The sequence below is a fragment of the Streptomyces sp. NPDC059010 genome, from assembly GCF_042740355.1.
Taxonomy (GTDB): Bacteria; Actinomycetota; Actinomycetes; order Streptomycetales; family Streptomycetaceae; genus Streptomyces.
The window spans coordinates 147,860-166,899 of record NZ_JBHYJA010000003.1 but is presented as its reverse complement, the minus strand read 5'-3'; the positions used below and the strand labels follow the sequence as shown (position 1 = coordinate 166,899).

General features: G+C 69.6%; 12 protein-coding genes. 3 read left to right on the top strand and 9 right to left on the bottom strand.

Annotated features, from left to right (window positions below; translation table 11 throughout):
• The first annotated feature begins 386 nt into the window (after positions 1-386).
• Positions 387-4,130, top strand: coding sequence for a GH92 family glycosyl hydrolase (locus tag ACFWYS_RS04480; RefSeq protein WP_384763439.1), 3,744 nt, complete (start codon positions 387-389; stop codon positions 4,128-4,130).
• Positions 4,131-4,158: 28 nt separating this feature from the next.
• On the top strand, positions 4,159-6,126 hold the full coding sequence (locus tag ACFWYS_RS04475) for an alpha-glucuronidase (protein ID WP_384763170.1): 1,968 nt from the start codon (positions 4,159-4,161) through the stop codon (positions 6,124-6,126).
• Here the strand turns inward: ACFWYS_RS04475 and ACFWYS_RS04470 are convergent.
• From ACFWYS_RS04470 to ACFWYS_RS04450, 5 genes are read right to left on the bottom strand one after another with little or no spacing between them, the layout of a single operon-like run.
• Entirely contained in the window at positions 6,120-8,144 is a 2,025-nt protein-coding gene (locus ACFWYS_RS04470; protein ID WP_384763168.1) for a beta-galactosidase, read from the bottom strand. The two genes, ACFWYS_RS04475 and ACFWYS_RS04470, sit on opposite strands and share 7 nt — an antisense overlap.
• Positions 8,141-8,836, bottom strand: coding sequence for a hypothetical protein (locus ACFWYS_RS04465; RefSeq protein WP_384763165.1), 696 nt, complete (start codon positions 8,834-8,836; stop codon positions 8,141-8,143). Before ACFWYS_RS04465 ends, ACFWYS_RS04470 begins: the two co-directional genes overlap by 4 nt.
• Complete coding sequence (locus tag ACFWYS_RS04460; protein ID WP_384763163.1) at positions 8,833-10,488, bottom strand: extracellular solute-binding protein; 1,656 nt, start codon at positions 10,486-10,488, stop codon at positions 8,833-8,835. The genes ACFWYS_RS04465 and ACFWYS_RS04460 overlap by 4 nt, the downstream gene beginning before the upstream one ends.
• Before the next feature lie 37 nt (positions 10,489-10,525).
• Complete coding sequence (locus ACFWYS_RS04455; protein ID WP_384763161.1) at positions 10,526-11,398, bottom strand: carbohydrate ABC transporter permease; 873 nt, start codon at positions 11,396-11,398, stop codon at positions 10,526-10,528.
• A complete protein-coding gene (locus tag ACFWYS_RS04450) occupies positions 11,392-12,384 on the bottom strand; it encodes an ABC transporter permease (RefSeq protein ID WP_384763158.1) in 993 nt (330 codons plus the stop codon). The genes ACFWYS_RS04455 and ACFWYS_RS04450 overlap by 7 nt, the downstream gene beginning before the upstream one ends.
• Positions 12,385-12,569: 185 nt before the next feature.
• Between ACFWYS_RS04450 and ACFWYS_RS04445 the strand changes: the two genes are divergently transcribed.
• Positions 12,570-13,559 (top strand): acetylxylan esterase, encoded by a 990-nt coding sequence (locus tag ACFWYS_RS04445; protein WP_384763155.1) that lies wholly within the window; start codon positions 12,570-12,572, stop codon positions 13,557-13,559.
• On the opposite strand, the gene ACFWYS_RS04440 is transcribed toward ACFWYS_RS04445, so the two are convergent.
• The 4 genes from ACFWYS_RS04440 to ACFWYS_RS04425 all read right to left on the bottom strand — a co-directional run bounded on the left by ACFWYS_RS04440 (position 13,556) and on the right by ACFWYS_RS04425 (position 18,757).
• A complete protein-coding gene (locus ACFWYS_RS04440; protein WP_384763153.1) occupies positions 13,556-14,434 on the bottom strand; it encodes a transferase in 879 nt (292 codons plus the stop codon). The two genes, ACFWYS_RS04445 and ACFWYS_RS04440, sit on opposite strands and share 4 nt — an antisense overlap.
• Positions 14,431-15,696, bottom strand: a complete 1,266-nt coding sequence (locus ACFWYS_RS04435) for a glycosyltransferase family 4 protein (RefSeq protein ID WP_384763150.1) — start codon at positions 15,694-15,696, stop codon at positions 14,431-14,433. Before ACFWYS_RS04435 ends, ACFWYS_RS04440 begins: the two co-directional genes overlap by 4 nt.
• 145 nt (positions 15,697-15,841) lie before the next feature.
• Positions 15,842-16,936 (bottom strand): lytic polysaccharide monooxygenase, encoded by a 1,095-nt coding sequence (locus ACFWYS_RS04430; protein WP_384763148.1) that lies wholly within the window; start codon positions 16,934-16,936, stop codon positions 15,842-15,844.
• 234 nt (positions 16,937-17,170) lie between these two features.
• Positions 17,171-18,757: an ATP-binding protein gene (locus ACFWYS_RS04425; protein WP_384763145.1), complete on the bottom strand. Its 1,587-nt coding sequence runs from the start codon at positions 18,755-18,757 to the stop codon at positions 17,171-17,173.
• Positions 18,758-19,040 lie beyond the last annotated feature (283 nt).

Genomic DNA, 19,040 nt, shown 5'->3' with positions numbered 1-19,040 from the left:
CAGGCGGTGAACCGGATCCTCCCGGCACCGCGATCGGGTCAAGCTGGGGTCGTGCAGGAAGTGCGGAATCATGTGAAGTGCCGACAGGTATAGTCCACTTCCCGCCAGCGGAGCAAGATCGAATGCAAGGTTGGCCGATGGTCTTTTCCGAGTTGAGACCTCACGGAAATATGAGTGGCCTGTGCGTCGCTTGCCCGAAAAATCCGCGACATAAGCCCCGAACGCCCCAGCCAACGCCCTTGACAATACTTGGCACTTGAGCCACAACTGATCCTTGCGCAGCGAAGTTGACAACGTTGTCCCGTGCGCAGGGAGGGTACCCGTTGAAGCAGCAGAGAGCTCGGCACAGATGGGGTACGGCGGTCGTGTCGGCGACCGCCTTTTGTTTGGCCGTGGGCTCGCAGGGCGCGGCGGTCGCCCTGCCCGAGGCGCCTGCGGCGGCCGACCGGGAGTTCGCGTCCTCGTTCGAGACGGGCGACCCGGCACCCGACTGGCTCAATACCGTCGACACGGAACCGGACGGCACCAAGCGGGCCTCGGGTGTCGACGGCGGCTACAGCAGCGGCATTCCGGGCAATGTGACCGACCATGTCACGGACGTACGCGCGAATGGCGAGAACACCGGCGGCGGGGAGGTGAAGGAGAACCTCGTCGACGGGGAGTCGAGCAGCAAATGGCTGGTCTTCGCATCCGCCGGGTGGGTGGAGTTCGACCTGGACAAATCACTGAAAGTCGCGAAATATGCACTCACTTCGGCCAATGACTACGCCGAACGTGATCCCCGCGACTGGACCCTGAAGGGTTCCACGGACGGCAAGGACTGGAAGACCCTCGACACCCGCTCCGGTGAGGCGTTCGCCGAACGGTTCCAGACAAAGACGTACGACATCGCGGAACCGGCCGAGTACCAGCACTTCCGGCTGGAGGTCACCAAGAACAACGGCGCCTCCGACATCCTCCAGCTCGCCGACGTCCAGTTCTCCACGGGCGGCGGCGACGGCCCGGTCCCGCAGGACATGCTCTCCCTGGTCGACCGCGGCCCGAGCGGCTCGCCGACCGCGAAGGCGGGCGCGGGCTTCACCGGCAAGCGGGCGCTCAGGTACGCCGGCCGGCACACCGCGGACGGGCGGGCGTACTCGTACAACAAGGTCTACGACGTGAACGTGGCCGTCGGCCGCGACACCCGCCTCTCCTACCGGATCTTCCCGTCGATGGCGGACGGCGACCGCGACTACGACGCCACGAACGTCTCCGTCGACCTCGCCTTCACCGACGGCACCCACCTCAGTGACCTCGGCGCCACCGACCAGCACGGCTTCCCGCTCTCCCCGCGCGGGCAGGGCGCGGCCAAGGTGCTCTACGTCAACCAGTGGAACCACGTCGCCTCGCGGATCGGGTCGGTCGCGGCGGGCAGGACGGTCGACCGGATACTCGTGGCGTACGACTCCGCCAAGGGCCCGGCGAAGTTCCGGGGCTGGCTGGACGACATCGCGCTGAAGACCGTGGCCCCCGAGAAGCCGAAGGCCCACCCCTCGGACTACGCGCTCACCACGCGCGGCACCCTCTCCAGCGGCGGCTTCTCGCGCGGCAACAACTTCCCGGCGACCGCCGTGCCGCACGGCTTCAACTTCTGGACGCCGGTGACGAACGCAAGCTCGCTGAGCTGGCTGTACGACTACGCACGTGCGAACAACGACGACAACCTGCCGACGATCCAGGCGTTCAGCGCCAGCCATGAGCCCAGCCCCTGGATGGGTGACCGGCAGACCTTCCAGGTGATGCCGTCGGCCGCCGCCGGCACCCCGGACAGCGGGCGTGAGGCGCGCGAGCTGGCCTTCCGGCACGAGAACGAGACCGCGCGGCCGTACTACTACGGAGTGCGGTTCGAGAACGGGCTCAAGGCGGAGATGGCGCCCACCGACCACGCGGCGGCGCTGCGCTTCACCTACCCGGGCGACGACGCGAGCGTCCTCTTCGACAACGTGACCGACCAGGCCGGGCTCACCCTCGACAAGGAGAACGGCCTCGTCACCGGCTACTCGGACGTGAAGTCCGGACTGTCGACGGGCGCGACCCGGCTCTTCGTCTACGGCGTCTTCGACAAGCCGGTGACCGAGGGTTCCTCCAGTGGGGTGAAGGGACACCTCCGCTTCGACGCCGGGGACGACCGGACCGTCACGCTCCGCCTCGCCACCTCGCTGATCAGCATCGACCAGGCGAAGGACAACCTGCGCCAGGAGATCCCCGACGGCACCTCCTTCGACTCCGTGAAGTCACGCGCCCAGCGTCAGTGGGACCGGCTGCTCGGCAAGGTCGAGGTGGAGGGCGCCACGCCGGACCAGCTGACCACGCTGTACTCCAGCCTGTACCGGCTGTACCTGTACCCCAACTCCGGCTTCGAGAAGGTCGGTTCCAAGTACCAGTACGCGTCGCCGTTCTCACCGATGCCGAACCCCGACACGCCTACGCACACCGGTGCGAAGATCGTGGACGGCAAGGTGTACGTCAACAACGGCTTCTGGGACACCTACCGGACGACCTGGCCCGCGTACTCGCTGCTCACGCCGAGCCAGGCGGGTGAGATGGTCGACGGCTTCGTGCAGCAGTACAAGGACGGCGGCTGGACCTCCCGCTGGTCCTCCCCCGGTTACGCCGATCTGATGACCGGCACCTCCTCGGACGTCGCCTTCGCGGACGCCTACGTCAAGGGCGTCGACTTCGACGCGAAGTCGGCGTACGACGCGGCCGTGAAGAACGCCACGGTCGTGCCGCCGTCCTCGGGCGTGGGCCGCAAGGGCATGGAGATCTCGCCCTTCCTCGGCTACACCGGCGCCGAGACGCACGAGGGCCTGTCCTGGGCGCTGGAGGGCTACCTCAACGACTACGGCATCGCGAAGATGGGCCGGGCGCTCTACAAGAAGACCGGCGACAAGCGCTACAAGGAGGAGTCGCAGTACTTCCTCAACCGCGCCCAGGACTACGTGAACCTCTTCGACTCGAAGGCCGGCTTCTTCCAGGGCCGGGACGCCAAGGGCGACTGGCGCGTCGACTCCTCGAAGTACGACCCGCGCGTGTGGGGCTACGACTACACGGAGACGAACGGCTGGGGGTACGCCTTCACGGCACCCCAGGACAGCCGGGGCCTCGCCAACCTCTACGGTGGCCGCGGCGGTCTCGCGGACAAGCTCGACGAGTACTTCGCCACCCCGGAGACGGCCTCCCCCGACTTCGTCGGCTCCTACGGCGGCGTCATCCACGAGATGACGGAGGCGCGGGACGTCCGGATGGGCATGTACGGCCACTCCAACCAGGTCGCCCACCACGTCACCTACATGTACGACGCGGCCGGGCAGCCCTGGAAGACGCAGAAGAACGTCCGTGAGGTGCTGTCGCGGCTGTACGTCGGCAGCGAGATCGGACAGGGCTACCACGGCGACGAGGACAACGGCGAGCAGTCGGCCTGGTTCCTGTTCTCCGCGCTGGGCTTCTACCCGCTGGTGATGGGCAGCGGCGAGTACGCCATCGGCTCGCCCCTGTTCACCAAGGCGACCATCCATCTGGAGAACGGCCGTGAGCTGGTGGTGAAGGCGCCGAAGAACAGCGCCCGCAATGTGTACGTCCAGGGCGTGAAGGTCAACGGCGTTCCCTGGAGGTCGACTTCGCTGCCGCACTCGCTGATCGCGAAGGGCGGAGTCCTGGAGTTCGACATGGGGTCGAAGCCCTCGTCCTGGGGCACCGGCAAGAACGCGGCGCCCGTCTCGATCACCGAGGACGACGAGGTACCGACGCCACGGGCGGATGTACTCAAGGGTGACGGGGCGCTGTACGACAACACGTCGGGGACGGAGGCGAGCGTCACCTCGGTGGACCTGCCGTTGTCCACCGACGCCAAGGCCGTGCAGTACACCCTCACCTCGCCGTCGGACCGGACGAAGGCGCCGACCGGCTGGAAGCTCCAGGGGGCCGAGGACGGCACCACATGGCGGACCCTCGACGAGCGCTCCGGGCAGTCCTTCACCTGGGACCGCCAGACACGGGCGTTCACCGTGGGGTCTCCGGGTACGTACGGGAAGTACCGCCTGGTGCTCGATGGCGAGGCGGTGGTGTCGGAGGTCGAACTGCTCGCCTGAGAAGGGGCGTTGGCGCATTGGAGGTCTCATGCTGGGTGTCGATCCGGCCTGGCTGCCGGACGAGGCGTTCCGGCCGATCGGCACCCGGCGGACCCTGATCCGCGGCTCGGGTCCACTGGTGGACACCGTGCACGGGGAGGTGGCAGAGGCCTGCGTACGGTTCGGGGGAAGCGTCTCGCGTGAGACGTCCCCCGAACCGTACGACCTGCTGCTGGAGCTGACCGGCACCGACGGAGGTGACGGCGGCGAGGCGTTCACCTTCGAGCGCGAAGGCGGCCGTACGACGGTGACCGCGTCCGGCGGGCCCGGCCTGCTGTACGGCCTCTTCCATGTCGTACGGCTCGGGGAGACGGCGTTCCAGGGCTCGCTCGAACGCTCGGCGCACCGGCCCGAGCTGGCGCTGCGGATGCTCGATCACTGGGACAACGTGGCCGTGCATCCGGTGATGGGCCAGGTGGAGCGCGGATACGCCGGAGGGTCGCTGTTCTGGGCGGACGGGCGGGCGCGCGGCGAGACGGACCGGATCCGGGCGTACGGCAGGCTGCTGGCGGCGTGCGGGATCAACGCCGTGGCCGTGAACAACGTCAACGTGCACGCGGCCGAGGCACATCTGCTGACCGACCGGATCGGTGAAGTGGCCGACATCGCGGGCGCGTTGCGGCCGTACGGCATCCGGACCCATCTGTCGGTGACCTTCGCCGCGCCGATGGTGCTCGGGGGCCTGGCGACCGCCGATCCGCTGGACGAGGCGGTGCGGGCGTGGTGGGCCGAGGCGACCGCGCGGGTGTACGAGGCGATCCCCGACTTCGGCGGGTACGTCGTGAAGGCCGACTCCGAGGGGCAGCCGGGGCCCTTCGCCTACGGCCGCAGTCACGCGGACGGCGCGAACATGCTGGCCGCCGCATTGGAGCCGTTCGGCGGCACGGTGCACTGGCGGGCGTTCGTCTACGACCACCGCCAGGACTGGCGGGACCGGACGACGGACCGGGCGCGGGCGGCGTACGACCATTTCGTGCCGCTGGACGGGGAGTTCGCCGACAACGCCGTGCTCCAGGTGAAGCACGGCCCCATGGACTTCCAGGTACGGGAACCGGTCTCGCCGCTGATCGGTGCCATGCCGCGCACTCGGCTCGCGGTGGAGATGCAGGCCACGCAGGAGTACACCGGGCAGCAGCGGCATGTGTGCTGGCTGGGGCCGATGTGGAGCGAGGCGTTGCGCTTCCGGCCCGAGGAGGGCGGGTCCGGCCCCGTGGGCGAGTTGGCGCGTGGCGGGCTGGTCGCCGTGTCGAACGTCGGTGACGATCCGTTCTGGACCGGGCATCCGCTGGCCCAGGCGAACCTGTACACCTTCGGGCGGCTCGCCTGGCAGCCGGACTCGGATCCGGGCCGGATCCTGGACGAATGGATCGGGCTCACCTTCGGGACCGGGGACGCGCGCCTGCACACGGGGCTGCGGGCCGTCCTGGACGGCTCGTGGCGGACGTACGAGAAGTACACCGCGCCCCTCGGTGTGGGCTGGATGGTGCAGCCCGGCCATCACTACGGGCCGAGCGTGGACGGCTACGAGTACAGCCCCTGGGGCACCTACCACTTCGCCGACCGCGACGGCATCGGCGTCGACCGCAGCGTGGCGACCGGCACCGGGTACGCGGGGCAGTACGCCAAGCCGTGGGCCGAGGTGTACGAATCACCCACCTCCTGCCCCGACGAGCTGTTGCTGTTCTTCCACCACGTGTCCTACGACCATGTACTTCGCAGCGGGAAGACAGTGATCCAGCACATATACGACACGCACTTCGAAGGCGTGGAAGAGGTGGAGGCGGCTCAGCGGGAGTGGCAGGGGCTGGCGGGCCTGGTGGACCCCGCGCGCCACGCGCGGGTCGCCGAGCGCTACGAGGAGCAGCTCCGCGGTGCCCGCGAGTGGCGCGACCAGATCAACAGCTACTTCTTGCGCAAGTCGGGTGTGCCCGACGCACATGGGCGGCGCATCTACTGAACTCGCAGGACCGCCGTGCCGAGCGGGTCCAGGGTGAGCGGTTCGCCCTCCTCGACCCGTTTGCCGGTGAGCAGGTCGGTGGCGGTGGTGTGGGCGGTCAGGTGGGCCGGTTCGGGGGCGTGGTTGAGGAGGAAGAGCAGGCGGGTGCCGTCGGGGGCGATACGGGTCGCCGTCTCGACGGCCGGGTGGTCGGCGTAGGGGCCGAGCAGGTCGTGGCGGGCGAGGATCCGGCGGACGACCCGGTCGACACCCGGCTGGTCGAGAGCGGTGGCCACGTACCAGCCCTCTCCCCCGCGGTCACCGAAGCCGTGCCGGGTGACGGCCGGGGTGCCCGCGTAGAAGTCGGCGCCGTAGGTGCCGACCGGCTCGGCGCCGCGCGGTTGCACCAGCTCGAAGACGAGCCGGGCCTGCGCCTCGTACTCCCCCATCCGCACGGGCTGGACGAAGTCCCGCGGCCGGGAGTCCCATTCGTCGACGCGGACGCCCATGAGGGGCGCGAGCGGGCCGGGCACGTCGGCGGGGAACGCACGGTCGTGTTCGTCGACGCGGCCCGAGAGGAACGTCGTCAGGACCGTGCCGCCGCGTGCGGCGACGGCTTCCAGGCGCTCGGCCAGGTCGCCCTTGACCATGTGCAGGACCGGCGCGAGGACCACGTCGTATGCCGTGAGGTCGGCCGTGACCGCGATGACGTCGACATCCGCGCCGGCCTCACGCGCGGCCCGGTAGTAGCTGTGGACCACCTCCTGGTACTTGACCAGCCGGGACGGGCCGTCGGAGATCTCCAGGGCCCACCAGCTGTCCCAGTCGAAGAGGAGGGCGGTGCGGGCGGGAGTGCGGGCACCGAGAGTCGCGTCGCCGAGGGCCGCCAGCTCCCGCCCCAGCTCGGCCACTTCACGGAACACGCGGGTGTCATCGCGGCCGGCGTGACCGATGACGGCGCCGTGGTACTTCTCGCAGGCGCCCCGGGAGGCACGCATCTGGAAGTAGAGGGCGGCGTCGGCGCCGTGGGCGACGGCCTGGAAGGTGGCGAGCCTCAACTCCCCCGGTCTGCGCAGCGGGTTGACGTCCCGGCAGGCCGTCGTGGACGGCGTCTGCTCCATCAGCCAGAACGGGGCGCCGTCCTTGAGGCCGCGCATCAGGTCGTGGGCGAGGGCGGGCCAGGTGGGCGGGGCGTCGAGGGGCGGGTAACTGTCCCAGGAGGCGAAGTCGAGGTGGGGTGCCCAGCGGTGGTAGTCGAGGGGGCGAAACATGCCCATGAAGTTGGTGGTGACGGGCGTGTCCTGGTCGTGGGCGCGGATCACCTCCTTCTCGGCGAGGAAGCAGCCGAGGAGGGCGTCGGTGGTGAAGCGGAAGTAGTCGAGGGTGATGCCCTGGAACGCGGTGTGGTCGGGCCCGCGCCAGTGCTCGGTGAGGGCGCTCGGCGGCTCGATCTCGGCCCAGTCGGTGTAGCGGTGGGACCAGAAGGTGGTCCACCAGGCGTCGTTGAGGGCGTCGAGGGTGCCGTACCGGTCCTGGAGCCATGCCCGGAACGCCTCGGCGCACAGGTCGCAGTAACAGGCGCCGCCGTACTCGTTGTTGATGTGCCAGGCGAGCAGCGCGGGATGGTTCGCGTAGCGCTCGGCGAGGCGGGCCGCCATCGCCGTGGCGTGGTCGCGGTACGCCGGTGAGCTGGGGCAGAAGTTGTGGCGCTGGCCGTAGCGGTGGCGGCGGCCCTCGAAGTCGGTGCGGTTGACCTCCGGGTGCCGCTTCGCCAGCCAGGGCGGGAGGGCGGCGGTGCCGGTGGCCAGACAGACCTGGCGGTTCTCGGCGGCGGCGCGGTCCAGGAAGCGGTCGAGAAGGGTGAAGTCGTAGGTTCCGGGGGCGGGTTGGGTGAGGGACCAGGAGAAGACACCGACGGTGAGGGTGTCGATGCCGGCCCGCGTGAACAGACGGTGGTCCTCGTCCCACACCGGCTCCGGCCATTGCTCGGGGTTGTAGTCGCCGCCGTACGGGATCCTCGGGGTGCGCGGCGCGCTCATGCGGTGAAGTCCTCCTGGGTCTCGGCGATCACCGGGCGGCCGCTGTGCAGCAGGGAGAGCAGCAGCGGGGCGGCCAGCAGGGCGGGCAGGGCCTCGGTCAGCAGGGCGGTCGACGCGGCCGTCAGCAGGAGCAGCGAGGCGGCGCCGAGGGTGGCGCGGGCGTGCCGGAAGAGGAAGTACCCGGCGAGTCGAGCCGTGTCACGGGCACGGAACGTGAACAGCGAGGTCAGGAGCAGCGCGTGCGCGCCCCACAGCAGGGAGCCTGCGCCGACGGCCGTGAGCAGTACCGCCCACCAGCCGGGCAGGCCGGTGGCCGGGAAGTGGGTGAGGGTGAAGGCGATGACGGTCAGCCAGGCGAGCAGGGGCACCCAGAGCTTCAGGGCCGGGAGGGCGTTGAGCCGCCAGCCTCGCGCATAGGTGCGGGCCGGGTGCAGGTCGGTGAGGTCGTGGCCCCGGTGGTGCAGGGCGTACAGGGCGGCGGACAGAGCCGGGCCGAGGGGGACGAGGCATACGGCGGCCAGGGGCAGGTTGGCCGGGTCGGGGCCGAGGAGGAGCAGCCCGGCGAGTCCGGGTGCGGCGGCCAGGAGCAGCATCACCTCGACGGTGACGAGGGTGTGGATCAGACCGGCGGCACGGGAGAGGACTCCGGTGCCGAAGCCGGCCGCGCGTACGCCGCTCTGGGCGCCGCTCACCCGTTCTCCTTCTTGAAGCGTTCGTAGGCCTTGTTGTGCAGGTCGACGAGCTGGTCCATGTTCTTGGCCTTCAGCTCGGCGAGGAAGGCGTCCCACTCGGACATCGGGCGCTTGCCGAGGACGAACTTGAGGGTGTTCTGGATGGTGTGGTCCTTGAGCGGGGTGTCCCAGAGGGTCGCCTGCTCCTGCTCCATGGACTGCAGGGGGTGGGCGGGGTCGATGGGGAGTTCCTCGCGCTGGGCCATGGCGTCCTGGAACTTCTTCTCGTCCGGGCCGAAGTTGGAGGAGACCAGGGCCCAGCTGCCGCCGTAGGTGAAGACGCCGTTGAAGAAGCCGTAGTCCTTCTGGAGGTCCTTCGGCGCGTCCGGGTCGGAGCCCATGAGGGAGATACCGGGCTTGAGCTCGTAGGTGCCGCCGGACTCGGTGTAGGTGACGCCGGGGACGCCCCACTTGCAGAACTTCTGGCCCTCGTCGGAGTACCAGAGCCAGTCCACGAACTGCATCATCGCGACGAAGGAGTCGCTCTTGAGGGCCTTGCCGGCGATCATCATGCCGTTCTCCAGCCGGGACCCGCCGAGGACGACCGGTCCCGCCGGGCCGAGCGGCACCGGCACCATCTCGATCTTCGAGCCCTTGACCTGCTTCTCCAGGTTGTAGCGGTAGTCCTGCACCAGTACCTGCGGGTTGGCGCTGATGACGTAGGACTTCTCGGCCAGCAGCTTCTGCAGCGCCTGGTCGTCCTGCTGGGTGAAGCTCTCCGGGTCGAGCAGTTTCTCGGCGACGAGCTTGCGCACGTATTCGACCATCCGGCGGTAGCCGTCGGTCGTGGCGGTGAAGACGAACTTCCGCGCCTCGGTGTCGAAGCTGATGTTGTCGTACGTCCAGCCCGACTTCACCCCGTACGCCTGCCCGAGATAGCTGAACAACGCCCCGCACGGGAAGGGGGTGTTGGTGCTCCAGCGGTCGGTCCAGGGGTACTTGCCGGGGTACTCGGCCTTGAGGGCCTTGAGGACGTCGTACACCTCGTCCCAGCTGGTGGGCAGGGTCAGACCGAGCTTGTCGAGGACGTCCGTGCGGAAGGACAGCGAGTAGCCGGACTTGACCTTCTCGTGCAGGCCGGGCAGCAGGTAGTACTTGCCGTCGGACTGGCGTATGGAGTCGAGCTCGGGCTCCAGCTTCCATCTCCGCACCTTGTCCCGGAAGTTGGGCATGAGGTGCACATAGTCGCTGACCGGGAGGATCGCGCCGGACGACACGAACGCGACCTCGGAGGGGTGGTACGTCTTGGGGATCAGGAAGGGGGCGTCGCCCGCGCCGATGAGGACGCTGCGCTTCTTCTCGTAGTCGGCGAGGGGGACGTCGACGGGCTTCAGGGTGATCCCGGTGCGCCGGGTGACCTCCTTCCAGAACAGCCAGTCGCCCTTCATCGGATAGACCGGGTTGTTGTTGTGCAGCAGCGAGAAGGAGAGCGGCTTGGCCGCCTTGAACTGCTGCCCGGCGCGGTACTCCTTCATCGCGCCGTTCTGTTTCTTCGACAGGTCCTTGGAGTCGCCCCCGTCGTCGCCGCTGCCGCAGCCGGTGAGGGTCGCCAGGCCGATGAAACCGGCGGCGGACAGGATCTGACGCCGCGACAGCTGTCCTGAGTTCTGCACGGATACTCCCTTGTTCCGTAAGTGGGATGACGGAGCGTCAGCCCTTGACGGCGCCGAGCATCACGCCCGAGACGAAGTAGCGCTGGACGAACGGGTACACGCAGAGGATCGGCAGCGCGGTGAGCACGATCGTGACGGCCTGGATGTTGGCCCCGACCTGGCTGAGCTGGTCCGTGGTGGCGCCCGCGTTGGAGCCGCCGGTGGCGCCCTGGATCATGTTCCGCAGATAGACGGTGACCGGCATCAGGTCGGAGCTGTCCATGTAGAGGAAGGCGCTGAACCAGGAGTTCCAGAAGGCCACCGAGTAGAAGAGCACCATCGTGGCGACGACCGCCTTGGACAGCGGCAGCACGATCCGCAGCAGGATGCCGTAGGTACTCAGCCCGTCGATCTGCGCGGCCTCCTCCAGCTCGGTCGGCAGGCTCTCGAAGAAGGCCTTCATGACCAGGAGGTTGAACACACTGATCGCGTTGGGCAGGGCGATCGCCCACACACTGTTCTTCAGGCCGAGACTGGTGATCAGCACATAGTTCGGGATCAGGCCGCCGGTGAAGAACATGGTGAACACGGCGATGCCCACCAGCACCCCGCGCCCCCTGAGGTGCTTCTTCGACAGGACGTAGGCGTAACAGGTCGTCAGCACCATGGCGACGGCGGTGGCGACGACCGTGTACAGCACGGTGTTGCCGTAGTTGCGCCAGAACATGTGGTCCCGGAACACGATCTCGTACGTGGTGAGGTTGAACCCCTTGGGCCACAGGGTCACTTCACCGGCCCGGATCTGCCGCTCCCCGCTGAAGGACCGCGCCACGATGTTGAGGAAGGGGTACAGGGTGACGGCCACGACGAGGGTGAGGATCACCCCGTTGACACCCTGGAAGACCCGGTAGGAACGGCTCGGCTTCACCACAGGCTGGTCCCCACTGTGCGGCGCGAGAGCTGGTTGGCGGAGGTGATCAGGACCAGGCCGATGACCGCCTCGAACAGGCCGATGGCGGCGGCGTAGCTGAAGCTGTTGGACTCCACTCCGGTCCGGTAGACGTATGTCGAGATCACGTCGGAGGTCTGGTAGGTCAGCGGGTTGTACAGCAGCAGGACCTTCTCGAAGCCGACGGCCATGAAGGTGCCGATGTTGAGGATCAGCAGCGTGATCATGGTGGGCCGGATGCCGGGCAGGGTGACGTGCCGGATCTGCTGCCAGCGGTTGGCGCCGTCGATGCGCGCGGCCTCGTACAGGTCCTCGTCGATGGTGGTGAGCGCGGCGAGGTAGAGGATCGTGCCCCAGCCGGCGGTCTGCCAGATCTCCGAACCGACGTAGAGGGCGCGGAACCACTCGGGTTCCTGGATGAAGCGGATCGGGTCGTGCCCGAACCATCCGAGGGCGTGGTTGACCGGGCCGTCCGTGGCGAGCATCTGCATGGTGATGCCGGCGACGATCACGATCGACAGGAAGTGCGGCAGATACGACACCGACTGGACGAACCGTTTCAGCGCACGCCGCCGCACCTCGTTCAGCAGCAGGGCGAGCACGATCGGGATCGGGAAGCAGAGGACGAGCGTCAGTCCGCCGAGCCACAGGGTGTTGCGGAACACCTGCCAGAAGGTGGGGTCACTGAGGAACATCTCGACATAGCGCAGGCCCACCCACTGCTCGCCGAAGATCGAACCGCCCGGCTCGAAGCGCCGGAACGCGATCACGTTGCCGATCATCGGCAGATAGCGGAAGACCAGGAAGAACAGCAGCGGCAGCACGGCCAGCGAGTACAGCTGCCAGTCCCGGCGCAGCGCCCGCCGCCTGCCGGTACGCGCCGGACGCCGCCCGCGGCGGGGTGGGGAGTTCGTCGACGGCGGCCCCTGGGTGCCGGGCGGTGGAGCCGACGTGGTGGAGGTGCTCATGCGGTGGCCTCCCGTTGACACCGAAAGTTTCGGGGTCGTACCGGCAACTTTGCGGCGAGGTTAGGGGCGGGTGTAATGGCTGTCAATGGGGCTGACGGGGAAGGCCAGTTGAGGAGGTAGGGACAGGGACCAGCCGGGAGACACGAAACATTCTGACGTAGAAGCGCAACAATCGGAGGCAGTTGATGCCCGCGTTCGACATGCCGTTGACGGACCTGGAGCGCTACAGTCCGGACCCTCAGGAGCCCGCGGACTTCGACGAGTTCTGGCACGACACCCTCAAGGAGGCGGCCCAGCCAGAGGTGTTGGTGTCGGCGCACCCGGCGAAGACCGGGCTGCGGCTGACCGACACCTGGGACGTGACCTTCCGGGGCTACGGCGGCGACCCGGTGCGGGCCTGGTTCAGCAGACCGGCCGGGGTGCGCGCACCGCTGCCCGCCGTCGTCGAGTACGCCGGCTACGGCCGTGGCCGCGGCCTCCCGCACGAGCGGCTGACCTGGGTGAACGCCGGGTACGCGCATCTGCTGATGGACAACAGGGGCCAGGGCGACCAGTACGGCAACGGCGGCGCCACCCCGGACCCGCACGCCACGGCACCGGGCGGCCCGGGCCCGGCGGTGCGCGGCCTGCTCTCTCCCCGGGACCACCACTACCGCCGGCTGATCACGGACGCGGTACGGGCAGTCGCGGCGCTGCGCTCACTGCCGGGCGTGGACGCCTCACGGATCGCGGCCGTCGGCAACAGCCAGGGCGGCGGACTCGCCCTCGCCGTCGCGGGACTCGTCCCCGACCTCGCGGCAGCCGTGGTCACCGCCCCGTTCCTGTGCGGCATCCGACGCGCACTCGACCTCACCGACGCGGGGCCGTACGGCGAGATCGCCGCCTACCTCTCCGTGCACCGGGGAGCCGAGCGGGCCGCCTACGACACGCTCGGCTACCTGGAGGGGATCGCCTTCGCCCGGCGCGCCCATGCTCCGGCCCACTTCGGGGTGGGCCTGCGCGACACGGTGTGCCCGCCCAGCGGGGCGTACGGCGCCTTCAACCGGTATGCGGAACTGTCGGGTTCCGCGCCGCGCAAGGAGATCCACGCCTACCCGTTCAACGGCCACGAAGGCGGCGACGCGGTGCAGGTCCGCCGTCAACTTGACTGGTTGCGGGAGGTGTTGGGGTTCTAACCTCGGACTTCCACGGAGAGGTCGTTGTCGACCGTGTAGTAGGGACGCACGACGACATCGCCGGCCACGGCCTCCGGATGGACAAAGATCTCCTTGCGGTCCGCCACGTCGTCGAAGAGCCGGCCGATCCGGACCGGAGGGGTATCGGCAGCGGGCCGAGGCCGGGGCTGGGGCTGGGGCTGGGGCTGGACGGAGAGGTCCCAGACGCGGGTTCCGTGGCCGTGGTCCGCGGCCAACTCCCCGTAGTCCACGGTGAAGGAGAACTCCCGGCCGTCGCTCGCGACCCGTGGCGAGAGGGTCCGTACGACACCGTCGCCGCCCCGCAGTCGCAGCCGTACGGCGGCTTCGGCGGCTTCCTCGGCGAAGGTGGTGCCGTGCAGTCGGGCCCTGACGGTCATCGAACGGTCGGTGACCTCGACGCCCTCGACCTCCGCATGGGCGCGGCGCAGCCAGGCCCGCACGGCGAGGTAGCCGTCCTTGGTGGTGTACGGGATCCGGACGGCCACCGGTGCGGGCCAGTCACGGCTCTGTCCGTCGACGAGTGCCCGTAGGTCACGCAGGCCGGGGCGGACGCGTCGCCGTTCCCCGGACTCGCCGGGCTCCGGGAGCAGGTACACGTCCCAGCGGCCCTCGGTCAGCGTGGGCCGCGGCTCCAGAACGGCGTGCAGGCGGCCGTCGTCGGAAGGCTCCAGGTCGAGGGGGCGCAGGATCTTCTCGGGCTGCCCCTTCTTGGGACGCAACCGCAGAAGCAGCCGGGGCGACGCGGACTCGATGGCGGCCGGTGGCCGAAGGGTGAAGGTGATCCGGCCGTCCGTGTCGATGGTGCAGTCGGCACGGAGAGGCGTGTCATGTGTGGCGCCGGACCATGTCGTCATCGCGGCTGCCTCCTTACGGTGCGCAGGGCGCGGGAGGCCGCGGCGTGGGCGGTGTCGCGTGCGGCGAAGCCCTGGCTGACCAGGGCGTTGCGTATTCGGCCGGGTTCGGGGGGAAGCCGTCGCACCGCCCCGCGGGCGGTCAGCGCCTCGTCGATCAGGCGCTCGGCGTGTTCCACGACCGGGACCGGGGCGAAGCGCCGGGCGTTCGCCATGGCGGTGCGGCCCATGTGCCGGCGGCGTTCGTCGTCGCGGACGAGGTCCAGCAGTGCGGTGCCCAGCGCGGCACGGTCCCCGACCGGCACCAGTCGGCCGTCGACGCCGTCCTCGATGATCTCGCCGGGTCCGTAGGGGCAGTCGGTGCTCACCACCGGCAGACCGCAGCGCATCGCCTCGACGATGGTCATGCCGAACGGCTCGAAGTTGGAGGCGGCCACACCGATGGAGCCCTTGACCCACTCCGCCTCCATGGGGGCGGCGGCGCCCATCAGGAGGACGTTCTCGCCGAGGCCGAGACGGTGGATGAGCTGCCGCAGCCGTGCGTGTTCCTCCCCCTTGCCGTAGATGCGCAGCTGCCAGTCCGGGCGTTCGGCGGCCACCAGGGCGAACGCCTCGATGAGCAGGTCGTACCGCTTGACCGGGACCAGCCGGCCCGCCGCGACGACCACCTTCGCGGTGCCGTCCGCGGCGGGCAGCACGGGGTCCGGGACGCTGTTCGGGAGCGCCTCCACCCGCACCCCGGGCAGCCGCATCTTGCGCCGGTAGGCGGTGGCGTCGGCCTCCGTGACCGTGGTGAGCACGTCGAGCCGGCGGTAGGCCCGGCGCAGGGCGGTGCGCAGCCGGGGCGGATGGTTGTCGAGGGTGAGGTGCTCCTGCCCGACGCGGACGACGCGCTCCGGCGCCTGGAGCGCGAGGTGCACGTTGAGCCCCGGCCGGGTGCCGATGACGACGTCGGCGTCGGTCTCCGCCAGACACGCGCCGATCCGTTGGTCGGTCAGCTCGCTGTACTGCCGGTGCCGGTACTCGGCGACGGGGAACACCCTCGCCGGCCTCAGATGCAGCGGATGGTCCTTCTCGTGCCGCAGATCCACCAGTGGCCGTAAGGAAACCTTCGGGTCCAGGGCGAAGTTGGGGCGCTCCCGGTGCCGCAGCACGGAGACGATCTCCACCTCGTGCCGCTCGGCCAGCGCCTGGGCCAGGTTGAAGGTGGTGGTGATGGTGCCGCCGATGCCGTAGGCGTTGTGCAGCAGGAAGGAGATCTTCATGCGGGGCTAGACCACACCCGACCCCCTGGGAGTTGCCCGCTGTTATCAGTTTGTTTCCCTGTCAATCATTCATGTGACACGCTTCCGGCGCCGCGGGCCCGGTGGGCGGCAGCTCTCGCCCACCGGGTCCGGGCCGTACGCCGGTTCAGCCCACCCGGCAGGGCAGGGTTGTCGCGCTGTCGCCGCCGGAGCCGGAGACGACGTAGCCGAATGTCGCGGTCTGGCCTGGACTCAGGGAGCCGTTCCAGTCGGCGTTGTGGACCATCACGGCCTGGCCGTTGTAGGTCGCGTTGCCGCTCCAGAGGCTCTCGACCTTCTGGCCGGCGGGGAGCGTCCAGTCGACCATCCAGCCGAGCATGGGGACGTCGCCGGTGTTGGTGACGGTCACCTCGGACTGGTAGCCACCGGTCCAGCTGCCGGTCGTACGACGGGTGGCGGAGCACTTGCCGGGCACCGGGTCGGTGGGGTTGCCGGGCTCCTTGACGCCGGTCACCTCGCCGTTGCCGCCGTCGAAGACGACATCGGAGCAGGAGTAGAAGGTTTCCTGACTGTCGGAGCGCTGCCAGACCATGTAGATGATGTGGCGGCCCGACTTGTTGTCAGGAAGCTTTCCCGTCCAGGAGTAGTTGGCCTCGACCGTGCCCGGGGATCCGTTGAGCGGCGGGTGGTCGACGGAGAGGAAGGGCCGCTCCTCCATGTCGTCCCAGGTGAGAGTCCGGGTCGGGTCGAAGCCGTCCTTGGTGATGTAGACGTAGAACCAACCCGGGTGCGCGGCCCAGGCGTTGTACGAGAAGTCGACCGTCGCACCCGAGGTGAGATGGGTGAGCGGCCAGTCCTTGCTGGGCGTGTTGAAGCCGGTGAAGTTGGTGTTGCCGCCGCTGCACAGCTCACCGTCGGGCACGAAGCCGCGGGTGCGGCCGGCGCCGTCGGAGCGGAGCACGGAGAACCAGTTGTAGAACGGCGTGGTCCCGCTGACCTGCTGGGCCGTCCGGCAGGCCGGGTTGACCGGCTTGATCTCACCGGTGTCGGTCAGCCCGTCCTGCCAGCACAGGAAGGTGCGGCTGCCGGGCTTCATGGGGGTGCCGTGGGCCTCCGCCCGACCGCCGGTGCTCATGACGAGCGCCACCGCCGGGATGGTCGCGAGCAGGGAGACCAGGACGAGGAAGAGGGCCCTGGCGCGTGTGGGGAGGGTTAATCGACGGGGCGGGGCGCCCGCCGACGCTGATTTTGTCAGGATCATGACAGTCCAGTCCGTTCCTTGGGGTACGGGCCGTGTGGATGCGTATGTGGATGCGTGCAGAGATGCACGGGCGCTGGTGCCGTGCGGACAGGTGGGGTGGGAACGGCACATGGGCGGGTTCCGGTCCACCGGATGGGAGCGCTCCCACCCTCACCTGTTCGGAAAGTAGCGCCGAGTGGCGTGGTTGTAAACGGCTGACGCAGGAGGCGTCGAAGGCCGGTCGGTGGTTGCCCGTCAGCAGTTCCCCGCCAGCGTCCGCGAGGGTCGCACCGGAGCCGGAGCCGGGGCGGACGGGCCCGACAGAGTGTCCAGTGGGGGTGGTTCGGCGGTCACGGGTGGCAGTTCGATCGTGAACTCCGTGCGCCCGGGCTCGCTCTCGACGTCGATACGGCCGCCGTGGGCCGACACGATCGCCGCCGCGATGGCGAGGCCGAGACCGGATCCCCCGTCGTGCGGGCCGCTGCGGGCCCGGGAGGTGTCGGCTCGGGTGAAGCGTTCGAAGACGGTGGGGAGGAAGGCGGGCGGGATGCCGGGACCGTTGTCGCGGATGCGGATGCGGATGACGATGCCGGAGGTGTCCGAGGCGTCCGAGGTGCCTCCTGCCGCCGGACCCGCCTCCACCGCGGCCACGACCCTGGTGCCGGCCGGTGTGTGGACGCGGGCGTTGACCAGGAGACCCGCCACCACCTGGCGCAGACGGGCCTCGTCGCCCAGGACCAACGGGAGCGCGTCGAGGCGGAGTTCGAGCTGCCAGTCGTGGCTGCCGCCCGCCGCCCGCGCGTCCCAGACCGCCTCGGCGACCAGCGCCGCCAGGTCCACCTCCGTCGACTGCAGCGGTCGCCCCTCGTCCAGCCTGGCCAGCAGGAGCAGGTCCTCCACCAGCCCCGTCATCCGGGCCGACTCGGCGGAGACGCGGCGCCAGGCGAGCAGCGGCTCGATCCGGTCCGCGCCCCGGCTCATGAGTTCGGCATAACCGGCGATCGAGGCGAGCGGGGTGCGCAGTTCGTGGCTGGCGTCGGAGAGGAAGCGGCGCATGCGCTCCTCGGCTCGTCGGCGGGCGGTCGCGGAGGACTCGACGTGGTCGATCATCCGGTTGAGCGCGGCACCGACCTGGCCGGTCTCGCTGCCGGGGTCGGTGTCCCCGGCCGGGACCCGGGTGAGGCCGGTGACCTCACCCCGGTCGAGCGGCGCGCGGGAGACCTCGGCGGCGGTGGCGGCGACCCGGCCGAGGGGGCGCAGTTGGCGTCGTATGACCACGGCGCAGACGCACCCCGCGACGGCGAGGCCGGCCACCGCGACGACGGCCTCGGCGGCGACCAGTGCGCCGATCATGCGCTGGACGTCGTCCATGGGCAGCCCGGTGAGGACCCGGACGCCGCCGCTCTCGACCGCGGTGACCCGGTAGGTGCCGAGGCCCGGGAGGGTGCGGGTGTGTTTGGCGCCGTCCATGGCGATGTCCGACAGGACGGCGGTCTGCTCGGCGGTGAGCGACTTCGGCGCGGCGTCGTGTCTGACGACCTCGGCGGCGACGATCCCTCCGTCCTCGTCCAGGCGGGCGGCCAGCAGGCCGGCCGGGTGGCCGTTGTCCGCGAGAAAGCCCAGGTCGTCCTCGCTCCCCGGGTGCAGCGCGGCTCCGCCCACGCTGCGTGCGACGGCGTCGGTGACCCGGCCGTCCAGGTCGCCCATCAGATAGGAGCGTTGGACGAAGGCCATGGTGAACGCCATCGCGGCGCAGACGAGGATCAGGGTGACGCTGACGAAGAGCAGCAGGCGGGTGCGCATGGAGCGGGAGCGCGGGCCCGGGCGCGGGCGGGTGCTCATCTGCCGTCACCCACCGGCTGGATGGCGTGGCTCGACGTCGACGATGAGCCCACGGACGCGGCCGTTTCGGAACCCTGCGGTTGCGGTCATGTCCCGATCCTGTCCGCGTCCGCTGAGGGAATCCTGTGCTCCACCTGAGGGTGGGTGATGACCTGGGGTTTCTTCACGCGGACACGGCGAGGGGGGCGGCCCCCCCCCCCCCCGCCCGGCGCGGGGCCCCCCCCCGCCACAGACAAGTGAGGCCGAGGTGGACGTTAGGGCTAGCGATCTGTATGATTGATGT

Excerpts from the sequence above, each read along its gene's own strand:
- ACFWYS_RS04430 (WP_384763148.1), bottom strand. The coding sequence starts at position 16,936 with ATGATCCTGACAAAATCAGCGTCGGCGGGCGCCCCGCCCCGTCGATTA.
- ACFWYS_RS04445 (WP_384763155.1), top strand. The coding sequence starts at position 12,570 with ATGCCCGCGTTCGACATGCCGTTGACGGACCTGGAGCGCTACAGTCCG.
- ACFWYS_RS04440 (WP_384763153.1), bottom strand. The coding sequence starts at position 14,434 with ATGACGACATGGTCCGGCGCCACACATGACACGCCTCTCCGTGCCGAC.
- ACFWYS_RS04475 (WP_384763170.1), top strand. The coding sequence starts at position 4,159 with ATGCTGGGTGTCGATCCGGCCTGGCTGCCGGACGAGGCGTTCCGGCCG.
- ACFWYS_RS04470 (WP_384763168.1), bottom strand. The coding sequence starts at position 8,144 with ATGAGCGCGCCGCGCACCCCGAGGATCCCGTACGGCGGCGACTACAAC.
- ACFWYS_RS04435 (WP_384763150.1), bottom strand. The coding sequence starts at position 15,696 with ATGAAGATCTCCTTCCTGCTGCACAACGCCTACGGCATCGGCGGCACC.
- ACFWYS_RS04450 (WP_384763158.1), bottom strand. The coding sequence starts at position 12,384 with ATGAGCACCTCCACCACGTCGGCTCCACCGCCCGGCACCCAGGGGCCG.
- ACFWYS_RS04425 (WP_384763145.1), bottom strand. The coding sequence starts at position 18,757 with ATGAGCACCCGCCCGCGCCCGGGCCCGCGCTCCCGCTCCATGCGCACC.